This window comes from Anaerotruncus sp. AF02-27 (genome assembly GCF_003465835.1).
In the GTDB taxonomy this organism is placed as follows: domain Bacteria; phylum Bacillota; class Clostridia; order Oscillospirales; family Ruminococcaceae; genus Anaerotruncus; species Anaerotruncus rubiinfantis.
Window position 1 is genome coordinate 29907 of sequence record NZ_QSBX01000010.1, and the last position, 18839, is coordinate 48745.

Consider the following 18839-nt stretch of genomic DNA (forward strand, 5'->3'; position numbering starts at 1 on the left):
ATACCCGTCCGGTTTATTTACATAAATCCCGCCGCACGGTTATCCCCGCATGCAGGAACACATCCTTTGCGGAGGGAGTGACGATTGTTTCCGGTCCCAGGACGACCGTCTTTTCTCCCTTCACAGCCAGGCTTCTCGCCATAGCTTCGGTGACCAGCCGTCCCGATTGTTGTTTAGGAGGCAAGGTCTGCGGCGGTTTCCCGGGCTTTGCTTTCTCCGCGCCTGGCGAAGCTCCCTGCGCGGCGAAAATCTGCACGCCAAATTCCCGCAGCGTTTCGACATAGCTTTCCATCCGCCGGTAAAGCCCGCTTTCCCAATCGGCATCCATCCTGCGGTGAGCGGGCGCCGTTTCCAGCATACGAACCGGCTTTTTCTGAAGCAGAACGTTTATCACGGCGCGGGCAGCGGGACTCTCGTCCCGTCCGAGCGCGATATCCGCGAGCTGCGTACAGGTCAACGCGGTGATATATACCCCCTCCCACCGCGCCATCTCTTCGCAGCCAGCATACTGCGCAAGGGAACAAACCGTATGCCGCTCCAAAAATTCCTTCGGCAAAAGCTCCGGTTCCCCTATGACCAGAATTGCTGGTCCCTCCGGCGAAATCTGCGCGCTGAGTGCGCGCAGCACTTCCTGCGTGACCAGCTCCACGAGCTGCCGCCTATTTTCTTCCGTTGACATCCGACCGCCTCCTTATCGCAGAATATACGCTTTTGTGTCCTTGCCGCACAGGCAGGCGTTTGCCTCGTCAAAATCGAGATGCATCGCGGGCTCGAAGGAATCCTTCACACGGATGACCACATCCGCAAAGCACACCGGACGTGCGCTCTCCACCCGGACATGCACATGCTGCCCATCCGAGACGCCCTGTTCTGCCGCAGCCGCTGGGGTGAGATGGATATGCGCGCGCGCGACAATTACGCTGCTTTTTGCCTCCAACACGCCGGACGGCCCGACAATCACAACGTTGCCCGCGCCGGTAAGATCCCCGGAAAGGTTCACCGGTGCGGAAAGCCCCAGCGCGCGGCAGTCGGTCATTGAAAGCTCGCATTGCACCGCGCCGCGCGCCGGCCCCAGCACCGCAACGCTGTCGATCGTCCCTTTTGACGTAACAAGCCGAACGCGCTGCTCCGCAAGGAACTCTCCCGGCTGGGAAAGCATCCGTTTCGGGGAAAGATTTATTCCCGGTCCAAAAAGTGTTTCGACCGCCTGTTGTGTCAGATGCACGTGACGGGCCGAAGCTTCCACAAGGATTCCGGTATGCGCTTCATTTCTCCCATCCTTGCCCCGGCAGCGGGAAACAACCTCTTCCACAATCGACTGAATCTCTTCCAGGTTCATCTGCGACCCTCCTTTACCTGTTCTGCCAAAAAACGGCAAAGCAGAATATAAAAACCACTGGAGAGGCGGTTGAGCGCCTGGATAATATCCATTCGCTGTGCGCCGTCCTCCGCAAAAGCCGTCACCGCGGCAAGCTCACATTCCCGCGCGCGTACACGCAGCAGGTTGAGTCCGGCTCCGATCTCTCCATAGCTTCGGTTGGGAACCGGGTGTGCGATCCCAATCTCTTTTTTCACATTGTGGGAGATCTCCCGCAACTGCACCGGAGAAAGCCCGCAGAACTCCGGTTCCCCAAGCGCAAGCTCCCGCACTTCAGCGGAAAGAACCGCGCGGGTGTAGCGCAGCGCGTCCTCAAGCTGCTCGGTGAGTACGGAATAGCCCTGTCCCTGCGCCCGCACCTGCAGACAGACGATCTCCGCTTCCAGCGTATCGAGCTTTCCGCGCAGGGCAATGCGCGGATGGCTTTTCGGCACCAACAGGTTTCCTCGCAGATGGGTCATATTTTCCGGTTTTTCCGCATAGTTTGCCCCAGTCGCCGCATCCCGATAGGTCTTTTCTCCATTTTTTTGCACCGGGTCGCATGGCATCCCTCCCGGATTCACCTGCATTGTTTCACATGGCTCCGCCGGTGAAAAAACCAGCTCAATTTTTCGGTCTGATAGATATTCGCGGGCCAGCGGCGTGACAAAAGCCTCCGCTGGCGCGCGGTATTCCCGGATTCCCTCCTGAAGCAGCGCCGCGCGCAAAGTTGCTTCGGTTATGATGGTCATACTGCCGCTCCCGTATTACTTGTCACTGGCGGCAAGCGTCGGCAGGATGTACTCCACGTCGGAATGAGGGCGCGGGATCACATGCACAGAAATGAGCTCGCCAATTTTGGAAGCCGCAGCCGCGCCCGCGTCTGTCGCCGCTTTGACCGCACCAACATCCCCGCGTACCATAACAGTGACCAGACCGCCGCCGACATGCACCTTTCCAATCAGATTGACATTCGCCGCTTTGACCATTGCGTCCGCCGCTTCAATCGAGCCTACCAGCCCTTTTGTTTCAATCATGCCGAGTGCCTGTAATGTTGCTGCCATTTTTATTTCCTCCTGCTATCATTTTTGTAGTATATATTTTCAATCTGCGCCTTCCGAATGTTAATCTCCCTGCGTCAGTGACGGAAGGATATATTCCACCTCCGGATGCGGGCGCGGAATGACATGCACCGAAACCAGTTCCCCAACACGGGAAGCCGCTGCCGCGCCCGCGTCGGTCGCCGCCTTGACCGCGCCGACATCCCCGCGCACCATAACAGTGACCAGACCGCCGCCGACATGTACCTTTCCAATCAGGCTGACGTTCGCCGCTTTGACCATCGCGTCCGCCGCTTCCACCGAACCGACCAGACCTTTTGTTTCCACCATTCCAAGCGCCTGTAATGTTGCTGCCATTGCTGATTCCTCCTATATCGTTTTTCCAATGGATCTATGGTTTCAACCGCGCCGTGCGGATTACTGTTGTCCAAGCCGCGCTAGCACCGCTTTGGTGATCAGCTCCACCTCTTCCCGCGTAAAGGGAACGTCCGTGCCGGTACGCTGCTTTCCGGGCGTGCCGGCGGACGGTTTGGCGAGCGGCGGCGCAGGATTTTCTCCCCGGATTTCCGAAAGCTCCTTCATCCCCCAGGCAACCCGGCGGATATTGATCAGGTTCTTCGGCGAAATATTGTCCGAGGAGGCGCTTTTGCCAACTGAACCGCATCCCAGCGTCAGGGCGGGTGCAAGATTGGTCAGCGCCCCCACGCCGCCGAGTGCGGCGGCCACATTGACCAAAAGGCGGGAAACCGGTTTTTTCAACGCGAATTCCCGGATCAGGTTTTCATCCTGCGCATGGATGGTCATTGTATGGCCCGCTCCCTCAATATGAAGGATCTCCATACAGCGTGCGCAGGCCGCCTCCCAGTTTTCCTCCACAAAAAATGCCAGAATCGGACAAAGCTTTTCGCGTGTGTAAGGATTTTGGCGCCCGGCTTCCTTCTGCCGGGAAATCAGCACGCGCGTTCCGGAAGGAATTTTGATGCCCGCCAGATCAGCGATCACCTGCGCCGTCTTGCCGACAATCTGCGGGTTCATTGTCCCGTTTGCCCGCAGGATGTAGCCGGCCAACTTTTTGGATTCCTCCGGCGAAAGGAAGTATCCGCCCTGCCGTCTGAGTTCGGAAACCACCTGTTCCTCCGCCGCGCGTTCGGTGACGATCGACTGTTCGGATGCGCAGATAGTGCCGTTATCGAAAGTTTTGCTCTCGATGATCCGTCTGACAGCGTTTGGAATGTCCGCGCTTTTATCGATGAACGCGGGGCCGTTTCCCGGTCCGACACCGATCGCCGGATTTCCGGAACTGTAGGCCGCGTGCACCATCGCCTCTCCACCGGTCGCCAGGATCAGCCCGACATCCTTTGCCTTTAAGAGCGCGTCGGTCGCCTGTGCGGTCGTCAGCTCGATACAGCCGACCGTCCCCTCCGGCGCGCCCGCACGCCTGGCCGCTTCCTGCACAATGCGCACCGTTTCCAGTATGCAGTTTTTCGCGCTCGGGTGCGGGCTTATTACAATGCTGTTGCCGGCCTTGATTGCGATGAGGCATTTATACATCACCGTTGAAGTCGGATTGGTGGACGGGATCAGGGCCGCGACCACCCCAACCGGAACGCCAATTTCCATCAGCCCTCTCTCCCGGTTTTCGCTGAGTATTCCCACAACCCGCATATCCCGGATATAATCGTAGGTCATCGTACTGCCGAGAAGATTTTTCAGAACCTTATCCTGCCAGTTGCCGAATCCGGTTTCTTCATTTGCAAGCTTTGCCAGCCGCTGCGCATTGGCGGCACAGTCGGCGGCGATCTCCCGAATGATCACATCGAGCTGTTCCTGTGTCATTTGCGCAAGCTGCCCGGCCGCCTGTTTCGCCGCGGCGACAAGACAGCGCACCTGCTGAATCGACTGCAGATCTTTATCCAGCGTCATTTCTACGATTCCCCCTTAATATATGAGCGGAGCTTGCGCAACCGCACACACCATATCCGCAAATGCTTCGCAAGCGGCTTTGCAGGCGGCCTGATCGCCGGTCAGGAGTCCTCCCGCGAAGTTTGTCTCGGTTGGCGGGCCATAAAATATCCTCATCTCCACATCCGCGGCTTTGAGCGCCGCGTCAATTCCGACCATTGCTTCCAGCGGCGGCGCGATCAGATAAGCCATTGCGCCGCCCTCCGGTACTTTCGCCTGTTTCGAGAGGTACGAACCCGTGCGGGAAATACAGTGTGCGAAATACACCACCGAATCATCCCCGCAGGCACTGTAAAAGCAGGCGTCGTGCTTGATGAAGTCCACCGCTGCCTGCAGCCCGGCATGGATTTCCGCCGGGTCCGGTCCCGCAAGAATGCCGATAAACTCCCCCGCTAACCGGGTGTTCGCATTGGCGGAACCCGCGTACATGCTCTTCGCATAGGCGACCCGCACCCGCGCCTTTTTTGTGGCCTCGTCAAGCGCCGTATAGGAAACGTCGTCGCTGTCGGTCGTGAGGATTCCCAAGCTGCGCAGCCCCTGCGGCACCCGCAGCGCTTTCAGGAGCATGGGATCAGCATTCGGGATCATCCGGGCGGAAAGCACTGTGGTTTGAATGGGATCTCCCGTCATCTTTTCGCCTCCTATTTTCTGAGATCCACGCCGCTGGCTTTCGCAGCAAGGATCGCTTCAATTACGTCACAGATATACGCGCCCGCTTCCACCGCCGAAATACCTGCTCGATGGATGTTGGAAACCACTGTGCGCCGCGCCTCCGGCATGCCAACCGTCGCTTTGTAGGCAATGTAGGCGCTCATGCTTTCCGCCGTTGCAAGCCCGGGGCGCTCTCCAAGCAGCACACAGGTAACCGCCGCGCCGAGCGTTTCCGAAACCTGATCCATTGCGGGCACCCTGCCATAGCGGACGAAAAATGGCGTACCCACCTTGAATCCCTTGGCCGGCAGCCCTTCCAGAAGCACCGGCAGGATATTCGGCAGGTTCTCGTTCACCGCTGTGGAGGACAGCCCATCGGCCGCATAGATCTGTATGTCGGGGGTCCGCACACATTTTTCGCGCAGACCTGCGAGCGTTTCTTCGTCAAACTGCCTCCCAAGATCCGGCCGGGTCAGGAATTCATTCTTATCCCGGCACCGCGTCTGAATCGTGAACAGCCCCAATCGGTCTAGCATCGCCTGATCCACATCTGTGAATACGGCATCCCGCGCCGCCGCATGGTCAGCGCGCAGCGTTAACAGCGTGCGGGTATTGAGCCGCGGACCGCAGCGCCCAACCCCGATGCGCGCGGTGGTGCGCGCTTTCATCCGTAAAAGCGCATCCGGATCCTGCGGCGACCGAAGCAGGATCTCCGCTTTCGCTTGCGGAGAAGCCAGATCAAGCGCGCCTGCCTCCCGCTTTTCTTCCAAAGCCGGATGGACGGGCGGCGCGCTCAGCGGCGGAAGCGCCGCCCGGTCTTCGGCGGCTTTGCACTTTGGACGGTCCGTCTGTTTCGGCGGTCCCACAGCCTTCGGGCGCAATCCGGCAAGCACCTCCTCCACAATCTGTTCGACCAGTTTTTCATCGAGCACGCCCGGTCACCTCCTTTTCACAAAAATGGTGGGATCGCCCGCACGGCCGGTCAGTTTGCCGTCCTCCATAATCCCCATCTTTTCCAGCCAGAGTTCGAACTCCCGAATCGGACGCTTCCCCAAAATTTCCCGCACGGCATTGACATCATGATAAGCGTTGGTCTGATAGTTCAGCATGATGTCGTCGCTGGTGGGTACACCGAGGATGTAGTTGACCCCGGCGCCTCCAAGCAGCAGCGCGAGGTTTTCGATGTCGTTTTGATCCGCCATCATATGGTTTGTGTAGCAGCAGTCGCAGCCCATCGGCACCCCGGAAAGTTTCCCCATAAAATGATCCTCCAGACCCGCGCGGATCACCTGGCGGCTATCATAAAGGTATTCCGGGCCGATAAATCCCACCACCGTATTCACCATGAACGGCGCAAAGTTGCGCGCGTAGGCATAGCAGCGCGCCTCCATAGTCACCTGGTCGGCTCCGTAATGCGCGTCGGAGGAAAGCTCGCTGCCCTGCCCGGTCTCAAAATAGAGGACATTCGGGCCGGTGGAGGTGCCGTGCCGTTTGAGCAGCTCCTTTGCCTCCAGGACGGTTTGCGTGGTAAAACCAAACGCTTCGTTTCCCTTCTGACTGCCCGCGATCGACTGGAAGATCATATCGGCCGGAGCGCCCTGCCTGACCGCTTCAATCTGAGTGGTGATATGCCCCAGCACACAGATCTGGGTCGGTATCCCAAATTCGTTTTTTACCTCGTCAAACCGCCGCAGCACTTCCGCCAAGCTCGACACCGTGTCATTCACCGGATTTAGCCCGATCAGCGCGTCTCCGCATCCGTAGCTGAGCCCTTCAAACAGCGAAGCTGTGATCCCTTCGGGATTGTCTGTGGTGTGGTTTGGCTGCAGGCGGGTGGAAAGCGTCCCGCGCAGGCCGATCGTCGTATTGCAGCGCGCTGGAACCTGCATCTTTGACGCCGCATAGATGAGATCCAGATTGCTCATCAGTTTGGCGGCGCCGGCTACCATCTCCGCTGTCAGCGCCTTTCCGATCTCCCGCAGCTGCGCTTCGTCCGTGTTTGAATCGAGAATCCACTCCCGCAGCTGCGCGACCGTCCAGCTTTTGATTTTTCCATAAGCGTATTCATTGATCCCATCCTGATTCATCCGGGTCACATCGTCGATTTCATACGGCACCGCGGGATTCTCCCGAAGCTCATGCAGCGTCATGTTTGCGAGCGCCTCCTTTGCCGCGATCCGCTCGATATCGGACGACGCCGCAATCCCGGCGAGAATATCCCCGGACTTTTCTTCATTTGCCTTGGCAAGCACCTCCTTCACCGTGTCAAAAGAAAAGGTGTTGCCCCCCAGAATCACCTGATAGCTCATGCTCTGCCTCCTAATCTGGCTTTATCCAAAAATCAGCGTCTTGACCACCACCGGAATGACAAGTCCATCCATCAGCGGCCTTCCGAGATCGATGTAGTCGTTCTGCTCAACCTGAACCGCATCGATCGAAACGACCGGGCGCGCGCTTTGAAGCGCGGCGAAAACCGCCTGGCCCAGCGCCTTGGCCATATCGGTTTCCACTGCGAGAAAGACCGGCGCGCCGAGCGGGTACACCTGGCGTACCGCCACAGCAATGGTTTCCGCCAGCCTTTTGAGCGCGTCGTAGGTGGGATTGGAGCGGCCTGGCAGCGCAAGCAGCAGTTTTTCGCCGTCCGTCTGCGCAAGGAACCATCCAAGCTGTTCCACAAGTGTGGCGCTTTCACCCGCAAAGCAGGCGTCCTGCTCCCGCATGCTCAATTTCAGCACCGGCAGGTTCTTCTGTGGAAAAAGCGGCGCGCTGTAAAAAATGGTGCTTCCGGAGATGCCGGTGGTATAGCAGCCCGCCCCAACCACCGTCGCGCGGATCGTCTCACAGCCGCTCACGATCCGGTATTCCGAGCAGAACCGGCTCTTTCGCAGTTTTTGGGCAAGGATCACCCCAATGTCCCCGTATTTTTCGATTTCCGTCTCGTTTTCATAAAAGCACCGCGCCACGCCGCCCGAAAAAAATACCGCCTGCGTGGGATACGGCGGGATAAAAGGGGAGCTTTCCGCTGTGCGCACCCGGTCGAGCAGAACCGACCGTTCCCCGGCCGTGAGCTGGAAAAGCAATTCCGCCATTGCTTCACAAACTTTGCACAGCTCCGCTTTGTCCACCCGCGTCCCTTCCCGCAGCGCAGAACCGCAGGCATCCGCAATTGCCCGCGCGCTCGGGCTGAGGTATGTGAGGACGCCATCCGGCGAAAAACAGATCTGCCCGCCGCCGATATCCACGCATCCGCGGGCAACCGCCCGGCCATCATAAAACTGCACAATATTGGAGGTGCCTCCTCCAATATCGATGTTCACAGCCGCGCAGGCGTTGTCCACAGAGTATTGCCATGCGCCGCTTCCCTTTCCGGCAATCACCGCCTCCAAATCAGGCCCTGCGGTAGAAACGACGAACTCCCCCGCAAAATTGCTGAGCTTTTCAAGTACCGCCCGGGCGTTCTCCTTACGGGCGCTTTCCCCGGTGATGATCACCGCGCCGGTCCCAATCTGCGCCGGCATATATCCCGCGCGCGCAAACTCCCCGGCGACGATCCGCTGCACCGCCTGCGCGTCGATCCGCACGCTGTTCAAAAGCGGCGTGCGGTGGATTTCCCCTGTATAGACCACCCGTTTATCCACGATCGAAACCCGCGGCGCCGAAAAGTATCCCGCTTTATTTTCCACTGTGAGACAGCTGAAAACAACCTGCGTGGTGGAGGTTCCAATATCGATCCCGACACTCAAAAATTGCTCCGCAGCCATGAAATCCGCCCGCCTCCTTGCGAAAAAACAAAAAAGGCCAAAGCAGTAATAAATTACTGCTTTGGCCTTATTGCCTTATCAAATGATGTACCCTGTTGTACGTTTTTAGTATAGCACACCAAAAGTGGAAAATCAATCCTCTTTCGGCGGCATCCGGAAAGAAAAATAGGCCTTTGTCCCAGTTTCATCCGGCGCGATGCGAAAATCCCCCCGCAGTTTATCCCGGGCAGTGAGGGTGACCAGTTCAAGCCCCAAGCTGCCCCTGCGAGGTTCCATTGGATCGTAGCCAACTCCGTCATCCTCGACCCATATCGTGGAAAACAGCCTGCCCGCTTGCGCTTTTACCGTCACCCTGCCGGTGCGATCCCCCGGATATCCATGCTCGAGCGCATTCGTGACCAGCTCATTCACAGCAAGCGCAATCGAAGACGCGAGATCCGCCGAAATCAACAGATCATCCCCTTCTACAAGGATGCGCACCCGGCTCCCAATACCGGACACCGCCTGGATTTCCCGGCAGATTCGTTCCAGCAGGAGCAGCAGCCGTACACCGCCGCCCTCCTCCCCGCGCGTCAGGATATCGTGGATCGCAGCGATACTCAGCACCCGCTGGGTATTCTCGCGAAACGCGCGCCGCACCTGTTGATTGTCGCTCCGACGCGCCTGCAGGTTCATGATCGAAGCGATCATCTGCAGATTGTTCTTCACCCGGTGGTGTACCTCCCGCATCCGCACATCGCCCGTTTTCCCGGCCACCAGAAGCTGTTTGCCGGCATGCTCTTCCTTTTCGCGCGCCAGCTCATCATATTTCTTTTCGCGGATGAGCCTGCCCGAAATATCCTTTTCACAGATGAGCACACCGATGACCTTTCCGTCTGTTCCACGCACCGGGACAACATCCTGACGGACCGTCACGCCCTCCTGGGTGATGGCTTTTAGGTCGCGCGCGGGCAGTCCGCTTTCAACCGCATGATAAACCGCAGGTTCCATCTCGCGCAAGACGGTCTTTCCCACCACATCCTCCGCATAGACAGAAGAACCGACCTGTGCCGGACGCGCCTGTGCCGCAACCAGCACGGTACGGCCGCTTTTGTCAAAGCAGTCGATGAAGATGTCAGCATTTGTGAGTTCTGCAATCACCGGGAGCTCCTGCTCCAGCTGTTCCAGCCGCGCGATGTCCGCTTCTGATAAGGCCGTCTGGATACGGCAAAGCTCCCGCAGCATCATTTTTGTTCCTCCGCTGCCTGTGCGGCCAGCCATGCTGCGGCCTGTTCAGGCGTCATATCCTTTTCCTGCGCCGCCTGCCGGATACGGGCGTACGCTTCCCTTTCCGAAAGATGCAGCAGCTCCATCAGCCGCTCCTTGTCCCGTCTGAAGGCGGGACGCGCGCCGCAGCTCTCCACAACTGCCCGTGCCAGCACGCCGACCGGGCAGCGCTTGTTCATCGCCATACGCCGCAGCTCCTGATAAGCCTGCATTTCGCTGATCTGACGCTGCGAGGCCAGGATTCCCTTCGCGCGCTCCACAAATTTCAACTCCTCCAGCTTTTCTTTGGCCTGCGCGCTCTCCCTTCTGCTTTCCCGCAGACGCCTGCTCTGTGCGATCGCCACCTCAACAGTGGGCAAAATGAGCCGCTGTTCCACTGGCTTTACAAGGTATCCGGTCACGCCGGCCTTTCCCGCTCGTTCCACCAGTTCCGGATCGGAAAATGCGGTCAGGAGAATTACACAGCCGGACAGCTCCTCATTTACAATTGTTTCCGCTGCGCCAAGGCCGTCAAAAATCGGCATGCGTACATCCAGAAGCGCCACATCCGGATGGTGTGCGCGGCAAAGCTCGACCGCGTCAAATCCATCGGACGCCTGTCCCAGTACCTGGAACCCCAGTTCCTCCAGCATCTGCGAAATATCCAGCCGTGTGATGGGCTCGTCGTCCGCGACAATTGCCGTACGCATACCGCTCCCCCTTTTGCTGATGTTCTTTTTCTTTTATTATATAAGTTCCTGCCGCATTTTTCAATTCCACGCAAAAAAGAAGGACGGCCGAATGTCCGCCCCTCTTTTTGCAGCTCCAAAGCGCCTACAGGAACAGCTTCGGCAGGATCAATTTCGGCAGCGTAAGGGAAACCGCCGGGATAAAGGTCGTGATCAGCAGAGTGGGCAGATACGCAAACAGGATGAACACCAAAGTCGGCGGAAGCATCTTGTTGATTTTCGCGTTGCACACGCGCCCGCTCAGATAGAGCATCGGGGCGGTCGGCGGGGTGATGTTCCCCATGCCGAGGTTTACGCCCAGAATTGCCGCGAAATGAATCGGATGCACCCCCAACGCCGTCACGATCGGCAGAAGGATCGGCGTGCTCAGCAGGATTCCGCTGACATCGTCCATCAACATCCCGATGATAATCATGAACACATTGATCAGCAGGAGCAGGATATATTTGTTGTCGGTCACCTGCAGCAGCGCGTTTGCAATCCGTCCCGGCACATCTTCCATTGTGAAAAGCCTGCTCAGGATCATGACCATGAAGAACATCACCATGATGACGCCCGTGGTGGTCGAAGTGTCGATGAGCGCGTCCTTGAGGCCCTTTGGGGTAAGCCCCCGGTAGAGGAACATTCCGACCGGGATCGCATACAGGACGCTGACTGCCGCCGCTTCGGTCGGCGTCATAATCCCGCCGTAGATTCCTCCCAGGATGATGAGCGGCATTATCAGCGACGGCACAGCGTGCAGGGTCTTTTTCTTCGTTTCTTCCATCCAAACGGCGCGTGGCTGTTTTTCCGGAATGATAATCGGCATCCTCCTGGCAAGGAATCCATTTACCACGCAAAGGAACAATACCAAAATGATGCCAGGACCAACTGTGGAAGCAAAACAGGCCAGAACTGACTGGTTGCTGGACCAAGCGTAAAGGATCTGCGCGGAACTGGGCGGGATCAGAAGCCCCAGCGGGCAAGCCGCTGAAAGGATTGCCGCCGTATAGCCTTTTTCATAGCCGGCCTTTGTCATACGGGGTTCCATAATGGAACCGATACAGGAAAGCGTGGCCGAAGCGCTTCCGGAAATGGAACCGAAAATCGCGCTCGCAACTACCGCTACAGCGGCAAGGCCCCCTTTGAACCGGCCGACAAACCGTTCCACCAGCCCGACCAGCGATTCTCCGATCTGTCCTTTTTCCATGATGCCGCCGGCCAGCACGAACAGCGGGATGGCAAGCAGAACCACCGAATTTAGCTGGCTGTAGCCCGCCGCCAGCAAAAAGTCCGTTTGGAAATCCAGCGAATAAGCAATCCAGATGAAGGATGCGCCAAACGCATATGGAATCGGCATGCCGATGATCAACGCGACCATCAGGATCAGAATACTGACCGCTATCTCCATTACTGCCCATCCCCTTTCTGCTTTTCCGCCTCTTCATCGGCTTTCAGCATCGCTTCAACCTCTGCCTTCAAAGGCGCGGCAGCGGTAGAATACCGCGCTTTGAGTTTTTCCGTGATATAGTCGCCATACTGCGGAACCGAAAAATATCCGCAGGATGTAAACTTGTGGATATTGATGCAGAAATAGCAGATATGGTAAAACACCATCAACAGCAGGGAGAAGAAAATTGCGCTCTGCGGAATCACCAGCGGTATCTTCAGCCCTGTGGAGAGCGGCATCTTGTTGAGTCCCCACAAAAAGTAATCCCACGCCCAGAACAGCAGGATGGCATTGACAACGATTGTCAAAAACTGCGCGATCAGGCCCATGACATCCTTCACGCGAAGGTTCTTTATGTAAACATTCAGAAGATCCGCTTTGATATGGCTGTTTTCATAACTTCCATGTACGGCTCCCATAAAATAGAGCCAGAATGCAAACATCAGAATCACTTCATCCGAACCATAAAAATTCTTCTGGAATATATAGCGCAGGGTCAGGGAGTAGATAATACAGGCGGTGGAAATCACGCTGCAGGAAACCATAACGAAGCGCACCACCCGCAGCAGGATCTTCCAAAATAAAGTCTGTGTGATATCGAAGGGTACAGACGGCATCCTCTCACCTCACATTTCGTCCATTTATCCGTCAAAATTCCCAAAAGGCCTTTTGGGATTGTTCGGACGGCTGGCTGTCAACCGCACAGCCGCCCGAACAGGCTGGAACATCACTGAACTGCTTCTACCAGTTTTTTAAGAGTCTCCTCACCAATATTCTTGTAAAGGCGCGGCCAGGTTTTTTCCTGGATGCTCTTCGCATAGGCGGCCCGTTGTTCATCGGTCAGCCGGACAATTTCGATCCCATACTCCTCCATTTTTGAGAGCGCTTCATTGTCCAGTTGCTCCGCGACCGCATAGCTGTTGATCGCTTCCTTCATGAAGGCATCCTGAATCATGGTCTGGTATTCAGCGGGAAGGCTGTTAAAAACATCAAGGCTCATGAAGAACCCGATATTTTCAGCAAAAACGTTGTAATCCACATAGTATTTGATAACATCCTTAAAGTCCGTGTAGTTGAGCTGCGGCGTGCCGCCGATCCAGCCGTCGACCACACCGGTCTGCAGTGCGCTGTAAAGGTCCGCATAGGGGATTGTAGTCGCGGAATAGCCCATGTCTTCGGTCACCAAGTTGTAAACCTCGATTGCCGGACAGCGGATCATCAAACCCTTGGAAGCCGCTGGATCCGCGTAACTATCCGGCAGCTGCGTAAGTCCGAATCCAATCAGACCTTCCACATAGAGCCCCAAAAGTTTGACGCCCAGGTTTTCATGGATCCCGCCATACTCCTTGTAGAAGTAGGAATCCGGGCCATACGCCGATTCCATCTGACTGTAGTCCGTCACCATGTAGGGGACAAAGTTCATCTCCAGTTTTGGATCGTATTCGCTGGGAATTGGGATGAGCGCAAAGTCGACGGAACCTCTCATCAGGTCCTCATAGGTCAATGTGTAGTCGCCCAACTGACTCGACGGATAGAGTTTGACCTCGATTTTTCCGCCGCTCTGCTCATTGAGATCAGCCGCGATCCTCTCCAGCGCGGCATAGCCGGGATGGCTTGTCGCATAGTGGGTTGCAAGCCGGAATGAATAACTTTCCGAGCTGTCCTTGCTTGTATCCGCAGGCGCAGACGCCTGGCCGGAAGGCTGAGCGGGCGCCGTCTGGCTTTCCGCGCCGTTTGCACTTTTGTCACAGGCAGCTAACAATAACAGGCTCATTGAAAGAACGAGTGCGATAACCTTTTTCATGGAAATCCTCCTTACCAGCATATGGTCGTGGTGGATGCGTCTTACTTCTTTCCGGTCTGCACATAGGTAAGCAGCTGTTCCTTGTTCATGCCGTCGATGCCGAGATCCTCCGCAGTGAGCCCCTCCCTGCGCCAGTCGGTCTCATGGATGACATTATAAATATCGATACAGGAGTTGGTCATCGACATCGGCACGCCCAGCAATCCACCGATCGCCGCCCACGGCACCAACCCGTACGGCGCGTCCTCGGTCAGGTAGCGGTCAAAAATGTTGTTCGGGCCACAGATGGGAGTGAGCGAAATCGCTCCGTGCCCGGCCGCGTACAGCTGCTGCCAGGTAAACCCGTCCGGCATCCCGCTGAAATCCTCCATTGGGCGCAGATGGTAACCAAGCTCCTTACCCACCGCTTTCCGCTCTTGATCCAGAACAATGTTCAGCTTGCAGGCCGACGGGGTCCAGCCGTGCTCATAGACAAAAAAGTTGTTTGTCGGGCTTTCGATGGAGGTCACGCTTAAAAGGCAGGGACCGGTATGCCAGGCCGGGTTGACAATCGACAGGCCGCATTCAAGCACATCGCGGTAGACCTTTTCAAATGGGAAGAGGTCCACCCGCATCTCATCGATCAGGCTGTCCCCGGCCGATGCGGGCAAAAACGCGATGTTCACGGCATTGCGTCCGAACAGGTTCACCTTAGCGGGGCCGCTCAGACGTGTATCATACGGCAGGTTGTTAACATCCGCAAATACTGGGCATTCCGGATCATCTCCGAACACTTTTTTGATTTGAAGTGCCGCGAACGCGCCCGGGAAGGTCACGATCACCTGATTTTTCTTCACTTTTCCTTTGAGCAGATTTGCATAAAAAGCATGAACGAACGCAGGGGTTGCAATACAGATATAATCCGCCTCTTTGATTGCTTCCTCGATATCGCAGGTTACATTATGGAGTTTTACAGAGGTTTTCAGAACGCCTTCAATGTTGATGGTTTTGGTCTCCATCAGTTTGCGCACCTCTTCGCGCGCTTCGTAAATGTACATGCTGACCTGATGACCCTTCATGGCAAAATCAGCAGCCATCATGTGTGCGCCGTTTCCATCACCAAGGATTGCGATCTTTTTTGCTGCCAAACCAAATCCCTCCTGTTCTTATTCCAACTTATTCTCTTTGGATCTCAGCCCCTGCGCAACTTTCAGGAACTAAGATTAGTATAACTGGAAAAAATTCTGGAAACATCCAGCTGTTATTACAAAAAAACGCGGGACTCTCAAAGATTTTATTGTAATAATATTATATAATATTTAAACATATAACAAAAAATATGGACAATTATCCAATCGGTTTATCTCAAATAAAAACTGTCGCCGAACATTTTTTATGTTCGGCGACAGTTTTTAAAAGCGGCTGATTTGCAGTCTTCATGGTTCCGGAAGGGCCATATATCCCCTCGGTTTGAGATAATACAATGTAACCGCAATATACAGCGCTGTTGCCTCTTTAAAATTTTTCAGATCCAGCCCGCTGATTTTTTGTATCCGGTTGATTCGGTAGGACAGCGTGTTTTTATGAATGTGCAGCCGCTGCGAGGACTCGGTGGCGTTAAATTTGGTTTCACACCAGACAAGGATCACGCGCAGCAGTTCATCCCCATCCTTCTGCCGCACAAGCGCCTGCAGATTGTCCTTATAAAAGGAAGTATAGGCTTCGCTTGAGATATTGAAAACAAGCCGTTCCAGATGGCTGTCCTTAATGTACACCAGGCGGCCCGGCTCCCCAGTCCAACGGCAGATCATCATGGCCTGGTAGGCGTCATAATAAGATTGCCGCAACGTCACCAGATCGGTTGCCAGGCTCCCCGCTCCGGCCTTCGCGCATACGCCGCTGCGCGCAAACATCTCCAAAAGCTCCCCGCCTCTGCGCTGAACCGTCGACTTGACATCACGTTCACTCTCATGGGCACCCAGCACTGCAAAAATCATGATCCGGTTAATTGAGAGCGGGATATAAATATTCTCCCGTTCAGAAAAAACCCGTTCCACAATTGCGCTGATATCCGGCCTGCTGCCAGGCATATTCTCCGGCCGCGCGGAAGCGCTGTTTTCTTCCTGGATCTCCACCATAATCGCAGCACGGGGAACTGAAAGATCAAACCCCAGGGCCTTTGCATGCAGCAGGATATTCTCCTCATCCGCTCCGCCCGCATGGAAAGCGGTGATTTCCAAAAGCAGGTTATACCTGTCCCGATCCCGCAGCTGAGACAGATTTTGTTCCAGCCGTTCCTTTAAAAAAACTTCCACAAACATTTGGATCAGCTGCCCGTATTGGGAAACCTCCTCCAGCCTTCCGGTGATCCCAACCGATCCGACAACCTCATTTCCAAGTTCAATCGGGAATGTGACTCCATAACGTGTTCCTTTGTATACTTTACAAGCCTGTTCATCCAAAAATGCGGGTTTCCGGCTTTTCATCACCGGCAGCGATGCCTCATGTAGCGAACCAATCCGCTTTAAATCATAGCATCCCAATACGACTCCTTCCGCATCGGTAATCAGAACGCCGTGTCCAATGATCCGGCTCGCCGCAAGTGCGATTTCCTGTCCAATTCCCTGATTGAGCATATCCAACACCCCGTATAGTGGAATCCCCATTATACTTCCTTTCACAAAATTCGGTTAAGGAAGGAGTTGCAAATAATCACTAAAAAAAATTATTTTTTCTGTTCTTTTAGTATATCACACACAAATTATTCTTACAAGATATGCTCCATGAAGCTCGTTAAATACCCTTCTCCACTTTGATGTTTCATAAAAATTTGTTCAGCAGACGTTACATGGCGGCCTGCCGCCGAATACTGCTTCCAGGATTGGCACATGTACCGATATTCTTTCGGTTCTGCTTTTTACGATCATTCTTCCATGGAAAATGTCACAATCACATCGTCATGGCCCAGGGCGTCTTCCCACCCAGATGTAGCTCGAAGAGTGGCACGCAGATAAAGATCCTTTTTCACCGAGAGGCACCGTCTTTTACAACCGGTTATTTTCGATGGTTTCATCTTATCACTTGGATATTAAAATAACAAATACACATATCATGTATTTAACTATACATTGAAAGAAGCAATAACACCGCCAAAAGGCGGTGTTATTGCTTCTTTTGGCTTATGGGTCGAGGTGACAAGACTAGGACCTGCGGCCTCTGCGTTCCGAACGTCCATATTTATAGCTGCAAACCAGCATTATAAGCCACTTATAAAATATGTTGACGAACATATTTTATGCTTTGCCCTGCGCCTTCTACGCAGTCATATTGTTATTGTTAAATTATACCATATACATTATTTGTGGCTATATAAAATTTAGTTAGCCTTACAATCTTTTAGCATCCGCCTAACATTATCGATATATCCCATTGAATAACTATGCTAATTTATGATAAACTTTAAACACTCGATGCTCCGGGTGAAATAAAATATTGTTTCCCTGCAAAGATGCCCGCCATGTGCGGGCATCTTTGCGTAAAGAAGGGCGGGCCAACCGGAATAACCGGAAGGCCCGTTTATCATATCTTTGCCACCTGATCAGCAGCCAATCTCGTTTTAAATCGCTCGTATTGTTCCTGCGCCTCTTTGGACATCTCCAACGCCTCCTCTACATCCCCGTTGGTCTTGTGCCCCGTCACGGCCTTAGCAGTCACTGTGGACAGCTTGCAGGCTGCGGACATCAATTCCATTGACAAGCGGCTTTCCTCCGCGCGGCGGGCGGCTCTGGCCTCGGTTCGTTTGCGGCTTTTGCTTTCCCTGGTCTCGATCACCGCCACGACGATCAAAGCCAGAGCCGACATGGTTGACGGCAGCACCGCCGTCCAGAATTGTGCATCCATCCTGTTACCCCCTGTATTTGCTGATCACCGCCTGTATATCGGCCACCAGCCCGTCATATTTCGTTTGCAAAGCGTCCCGCTCGGCTTTCATGGATTCGTATTCACCGCGCGGCACCATCTCGCCAGACGGCTCCTGCGCGCCCCATCCGTTGAGGCCGTTTGCCTTGATAATCGCCGGGTAATCCCGGTAGCAGTCATTGAGGTCAACCGGTACGCTGATCCCCGGGCAGCGGCCCACGAACCCCGGCACATCTCCGTGGTGCTGCCACATCCCATAAGCCCCGCCATAGGTGCATTTTGCCGCGTACTGCGCCACCCACTTATCGTAGTTTTTGAGCTTGTCCGCATTTACCCAATGTTCCAACCAGTCCTTTGAGGCATAGAGTCCCGCATAGTATCCGGCCTGTTCGAGCGTTTGCAGGAACGCCGCCGCCATATCGGTGCGGGTCTGTTTTCCCTGATTCAGCCCCCACTGGCCGCAGGGCGAAGCATATTCCTGATCCATATAGACCGGATAGGTTGGCCTCAGCTTCCCGAGTGCCGCCACAAAAACCTCCGCCTCCCGTCTGGCCTCGTCCACCGTCACCGCGTCGCTCCACCAGTACGCGCCCCAGTCGAGACCAGCGGCGAGCACAGCGGGCAGGTACTTCTCCCGGAAGGTCTGGAATTCCCGCAGGCCCTGTCCCGCCTTGATGATGACGTAGGAATATCCCGCCGCCTTGACCCTTTCAAAGTCGATCTCGCCCTGATGGGAGGAAATATCGATCCCCCTTGCGACGATCTCAGCCATTGCCGCCACCAATCCGCTTGATCCCATCGTAGGCGCCGCTGGCTGCCGTGGCGATCAATACAGCGTTAAGCAGGTCAAGCGCCGCCATCGACGGCGTGAGCGCCCCCGTGAAGCCCTGCGCCGCCAGCAGCACCAAAAGGGCCACAAGGTA

The 18839-nt window shown here is 55.4% G+C and carries 19 protein-coding genes; all 19 read right to left on the reverse strand.

The annotated features are described in order from the left end of the window. Positions 1–13 precede the first annotated feature (13 nt). Positions 14–679, reverse strand: a complete 666-nt coding sequence (locus tag DWV16_RS09600; RefSeq protein WP_118478961.1) for a hypothetical protein — start codon at positions 677–679, stop codon at positions 14–16. Between the two features lie 12 nt (positions 680–691). Next, positions 692–1339, reverse strand: coding sequence for a phosphate propanoyltransferase (pduL, locus tag DWV16_RS09605; RefSeq protein WP_187116736.1), 648 nt, complete (start codon positions 1337–1339; stop codon positions 692–694). Further along, positions 1336–2109 carry a hypothetical protein gene (locus DWV16_RS09610; protein WP_118478963.1) on the reverse strand — a complete coding sequence of 258 codons (774 nt, stop codon included), beginning with the start codon at positions 2107–2109 and terminating at the stop codon, positions 1336–1338. Before DWV16_RS09610 ends, pduL begins: the two co-directional genes overlap by 4 nt. A 15-nt stretch (positions 2110–2124) precedes the next feature. Then, positions 2125–2421 carry an ethanolamine utilization microcompartment protein EutM gene (eutM, locus tag DWV16_RS09615; protein WP_066458858.1) on the reverse strand — a complete coding sequence of 99 codons (297 nt, stop codon included), beginning with the start codon at positions 2419–2421 and terminating at the stop codon, positions 2125–2127. A 60-nt stretch (positions 2422–2481) separates the two neighbouring features. Then, on the reverse strand, positions 2482–2775 hold the full coding sequence (locus DWV16_RS09620; protein WP_066458856.1) for a BMC domain-containing protein: 294 nt from the start codon (positions 2773–2775) through the stop codon (positions 2482–2484). 60 nt (positions 2776–2835) lie between these two features. Next, positions 2836–4341 carry an acetaldehyde dehydrogenase (acetylating) gene (locus DWV16_RS09625; RefSeq protein ID WP_118478965.1) on the reverse strand — a complete coding sequence of 502 codons (1506 nt, stop codon included), beginning with the start codon at positions 4339–4341 and terminating at the stop codon, positions 2836–2838. A 15-nt stretch (positions 4342–4356) separates the two neighbouring features. Continuing rightward, the gene (gene eutL, locus DWV16_RS09630; RefSeq protein ID WP_118478967.1) at positions 4357–5010 is read right to left on the reverse strand and encodes an ethanolamine utilization microcompartment protein EutL; all 654 of its coding nucleotides are present in this window, start codon (positions 5008–5010) and stop codon (positions 4357–4359) included. Positions 5011–5021: 11 nt separating this feature from the next. Then, positions 5022–5963 carry an ethanolamine ammonia-lyase subunit EutC gene (gene eutC / locus DWV16_RS09635; protein WP_066458848.1) on the reverse strand — a complete coding sequence of 314 codons (942 nt, stop codon included), beginning with the start codon at positions 5961–5963 and terminating at the stop codon, positions 5022–5024. Positions 5964–5969: 6 nt separating this feature from the next. Next, on the reverse strand, positions 5970–7340 hold the full coding sequence (locus DWV16_RS09640) for an ethanolamine ammonia-lyase subunit EutB (protein ID WP_066458846.1): 1371 nt from the start codon (positions 7338–7340) through the stop codon (positions 5970–5972). Between the two features lie 21 nt (positions 7341–7361). Then, positions 7362–8792 (reverse strand): ethanolamine ammonia-lyase reactivating factor EutA, encoded by a 1431-nt coding sequence (locus DWV16_RS09645; RefSeq protein WP_118478969.1) that lies wholly within the window; start codon positions 8790–8792, stop codon positions 7362–7364. 132 nt (positions 8793–8924) lie between these two features. Next, a complete protein-coding gene (locus DWV16_RS09650) occupies positions 8925–10019 on the reverse strand; it encodes a sensor histidine kinase (protein WP_066458840.1) in 1095 nt (364 codons plus the stop codon). Next, complete coding sequence (locus DWV16_RS09655; RefSeq protein ID WP_066458838.1) at positions 10016–10747, reverse strand: ANTAR domain-containing response regulator; 732 nt, start codon at positions 10745–10747, stop codon at positions 10016–10018. The genes DWV16_RS09650 and DWV16_RS09655 overlap by 4 nt, the downstream gene beginning before the upstream one ends. 124 nt (positions 10748–10871) lie before the next feature. Beyond that, the gene (locus tag DWV16_RS09660) at positions 10872–12176 is read right to left on the reverse strand and encodes a TRAP transporter large permease (RefSeq protein ID WP_066458836.1); all 1305 of its coding nucleotides are present in this window, start codon (positions 12174–12176) and stop codon (positions 10872–10874) included. After that, a complete protein-coding gene (locus DWV16_RS09665; RefSeq protein WP_066458835.1) occupies positions 12176–12832 on the reverse strand; it encodes a TRAP transporter small permease in 657 nt (218 codons plus the stop codon). Before DWV16_RS09665 ends, DWV16_RS09660 begins: the two co-directional genes overlap by 1 nt. A 110-nt stretch (positions 12833–12942) precedes the next feature. Beyond that, positions 12943–14019, reverse strand: coding sequence for a TRAP transporter substrate-binding protein DctP (gene dctP, locus DWV16_RS09670; protein ID WP_158572840.1), 1077 nt, complete (start codon positions 14017–14019; stop codon positions 12943–12945). Positions 14020–14060: 41 nt separating this feature from the next. Next, complete coding sequence (locus DWV16_RS09675) at positions 14061–15146, reverse strand: NAD/NADP octopine/nopaline dehydrogenase family protein (protein WP_118478973.1); 1086 nt, start codon at positions 15144–15146, stop codon at positions 14061–14063. Between the two features lie 288 nt (positions 15147–15434). Then, on the reverse strand, positions 15435–16664 hold the full coding sequence (locus DWV16_RS09680) for a sugar diacid recognition domain-containing protein (RefSeq protein ID WP_079988256.1): 1230 nt from the start codon (positions 16662–16664) through the stop codon (positions 15435–15437). 913 nt (positions 16665–17577) lie between these two features. Further along, entirely contained in the window at positions 17578–17898 is a 321-nt protein-coding gene (locus DWV16_RS09685; RefSeq protein WP_066458830.1) for a hypothetical protein, read from the reverse strand. A gap of 4 nt (positions 17899–17902) precedes the next feature. Further along, the gene (locus DWV16_RS09690; RefSeq protein WP_118478975.1) at positions 17903–18688 is read right to left on the reverse strand and encodes a glycoside hydrolase family 25 protein; all 786 of its coding nucleotides are present in this window, start codon (positions 18686–18688) and stop codon (positions 17903–17905) included. Positions 18689–18839: the final 151 nt, after the last annotated feature.

Bases quoted from the DNA above. Each gene is read 5' to 3' on its own strand.
- DWV16_RS09600 (WP_118478961.1), bottom strand. From the start codon at position 679: ATGTCAACGGAAGAAAATAGGCGGCAGCTCGTGGAGCTGGTCACGCAG.
- pduL (WP_187116736.1), bottom strand. From the start codon at position 1,339: ATGAACCTGGAAGAGATTCAGTCGATTGTGGAAGAGGTTGTTTCCCGC.
- DWV16_RS09610 (WP_118478963.1), bottom strand. From the start codon at position 2,109: ATGACCATCATAACCGAAGCAACTTTGCGCGCGGCGCTGCTTCAGGAG.
- eutM (WP_066458858.1), bottom strand. From the start codon at position 2,421: ATGGCAGCAACATTACAGGCACTCGGCATGATTGAAACAAAAGGGCTG.
- DWV16_RS09620 (WP_066458856.1), bottom strand. From the start codon at position 2,775: ATGGCAGCAACATTACAGGCGCTTGGAATGGTGGAAACAAAAGGTCTG.
- DWV16_RS09625 (WP_118478965.1), bottom strand. From the start codon at position 4,341: ATGACGCTGGATAAAGATCTGCAGTCGATTCAGCAGGTGCGCTGTCTT.
- eutL (WP_118478967.1), bottom strand. From the start codon at position 5,010: ATGACGGGAGATCCCATTCAAACCACAGTGCTTTCCGCCCGGATGATC.
- DWV16_RS09640 (WP_066458846.1), bottom strand. From the start codon at position 7,340: ATGAGCTATCAGGTGATTCTGGGGGGCAACACCTTTTCTTTTGACACG.
- DWV16_RS09645 (WP_118478969.1), bottom strand. From the start codon at position 8,792: ATGGCTGCGGAGCAATTTTTGAGTGTCGGGATCGATATTGGAACCTCC.
- DWV16_RS09650 (WP_066458840.1), bottom strand. From the start codon at position 10,019: ATGATGCTGCGGGAGCTTTGCCGTATCCAGACGGCCTTATCAGAAGCG.
- DWV16_RS09655 (WP_066458838.1), bottom strand. From the start codon at position 10,747: ATGCGTACGGCAATTGTCGCGGACGACGAGCCCATCACACGGCTGGAT.
- DWV16_RS09660 (WP_066458836.1), bottom strand. From the start codon at position 12,176: ATGGAGATAGCGGTCAGTATTCTGATCCTGATGGTCGCGTTGATCATC.
- DWV16_RS09665 (WP_066458835.1), bottom strand. From the start codon at position 12,832: ATGCCGTCTGTACCCTTCGATATCACACAGACTTTATTTTGGAAGATC.
- dctP (WP_158572840.1), bottom strand. From the start codon at position 14,019: ATGAAAAAGGTTATCGCACTCGTTCTTTCAATGAGCCTGTTATTGTTA.
- DWV16_RS09680 (WP_079988256.1), bottom strand. From the start codon at position 16,664: ATGGGGATTCCACTATACGGGGTGTTGGATATGCTCAATCAGGGAATT.
- DWV16_RS09685 (WP_066458830.1), bottom strand. From the start codon at position 17,898: ATGGATGCACAATTCTGGACGGCGGTGCTGCCGTCAACCATGTCGGCT.
- DWV16_RS09690 (WP_118478975.1), bottom strand. From the start codon at position 18,688: ATGGCTGAGATCGTCGCAAGGGGGATCGATATTTCCTCCCATCAGGGC.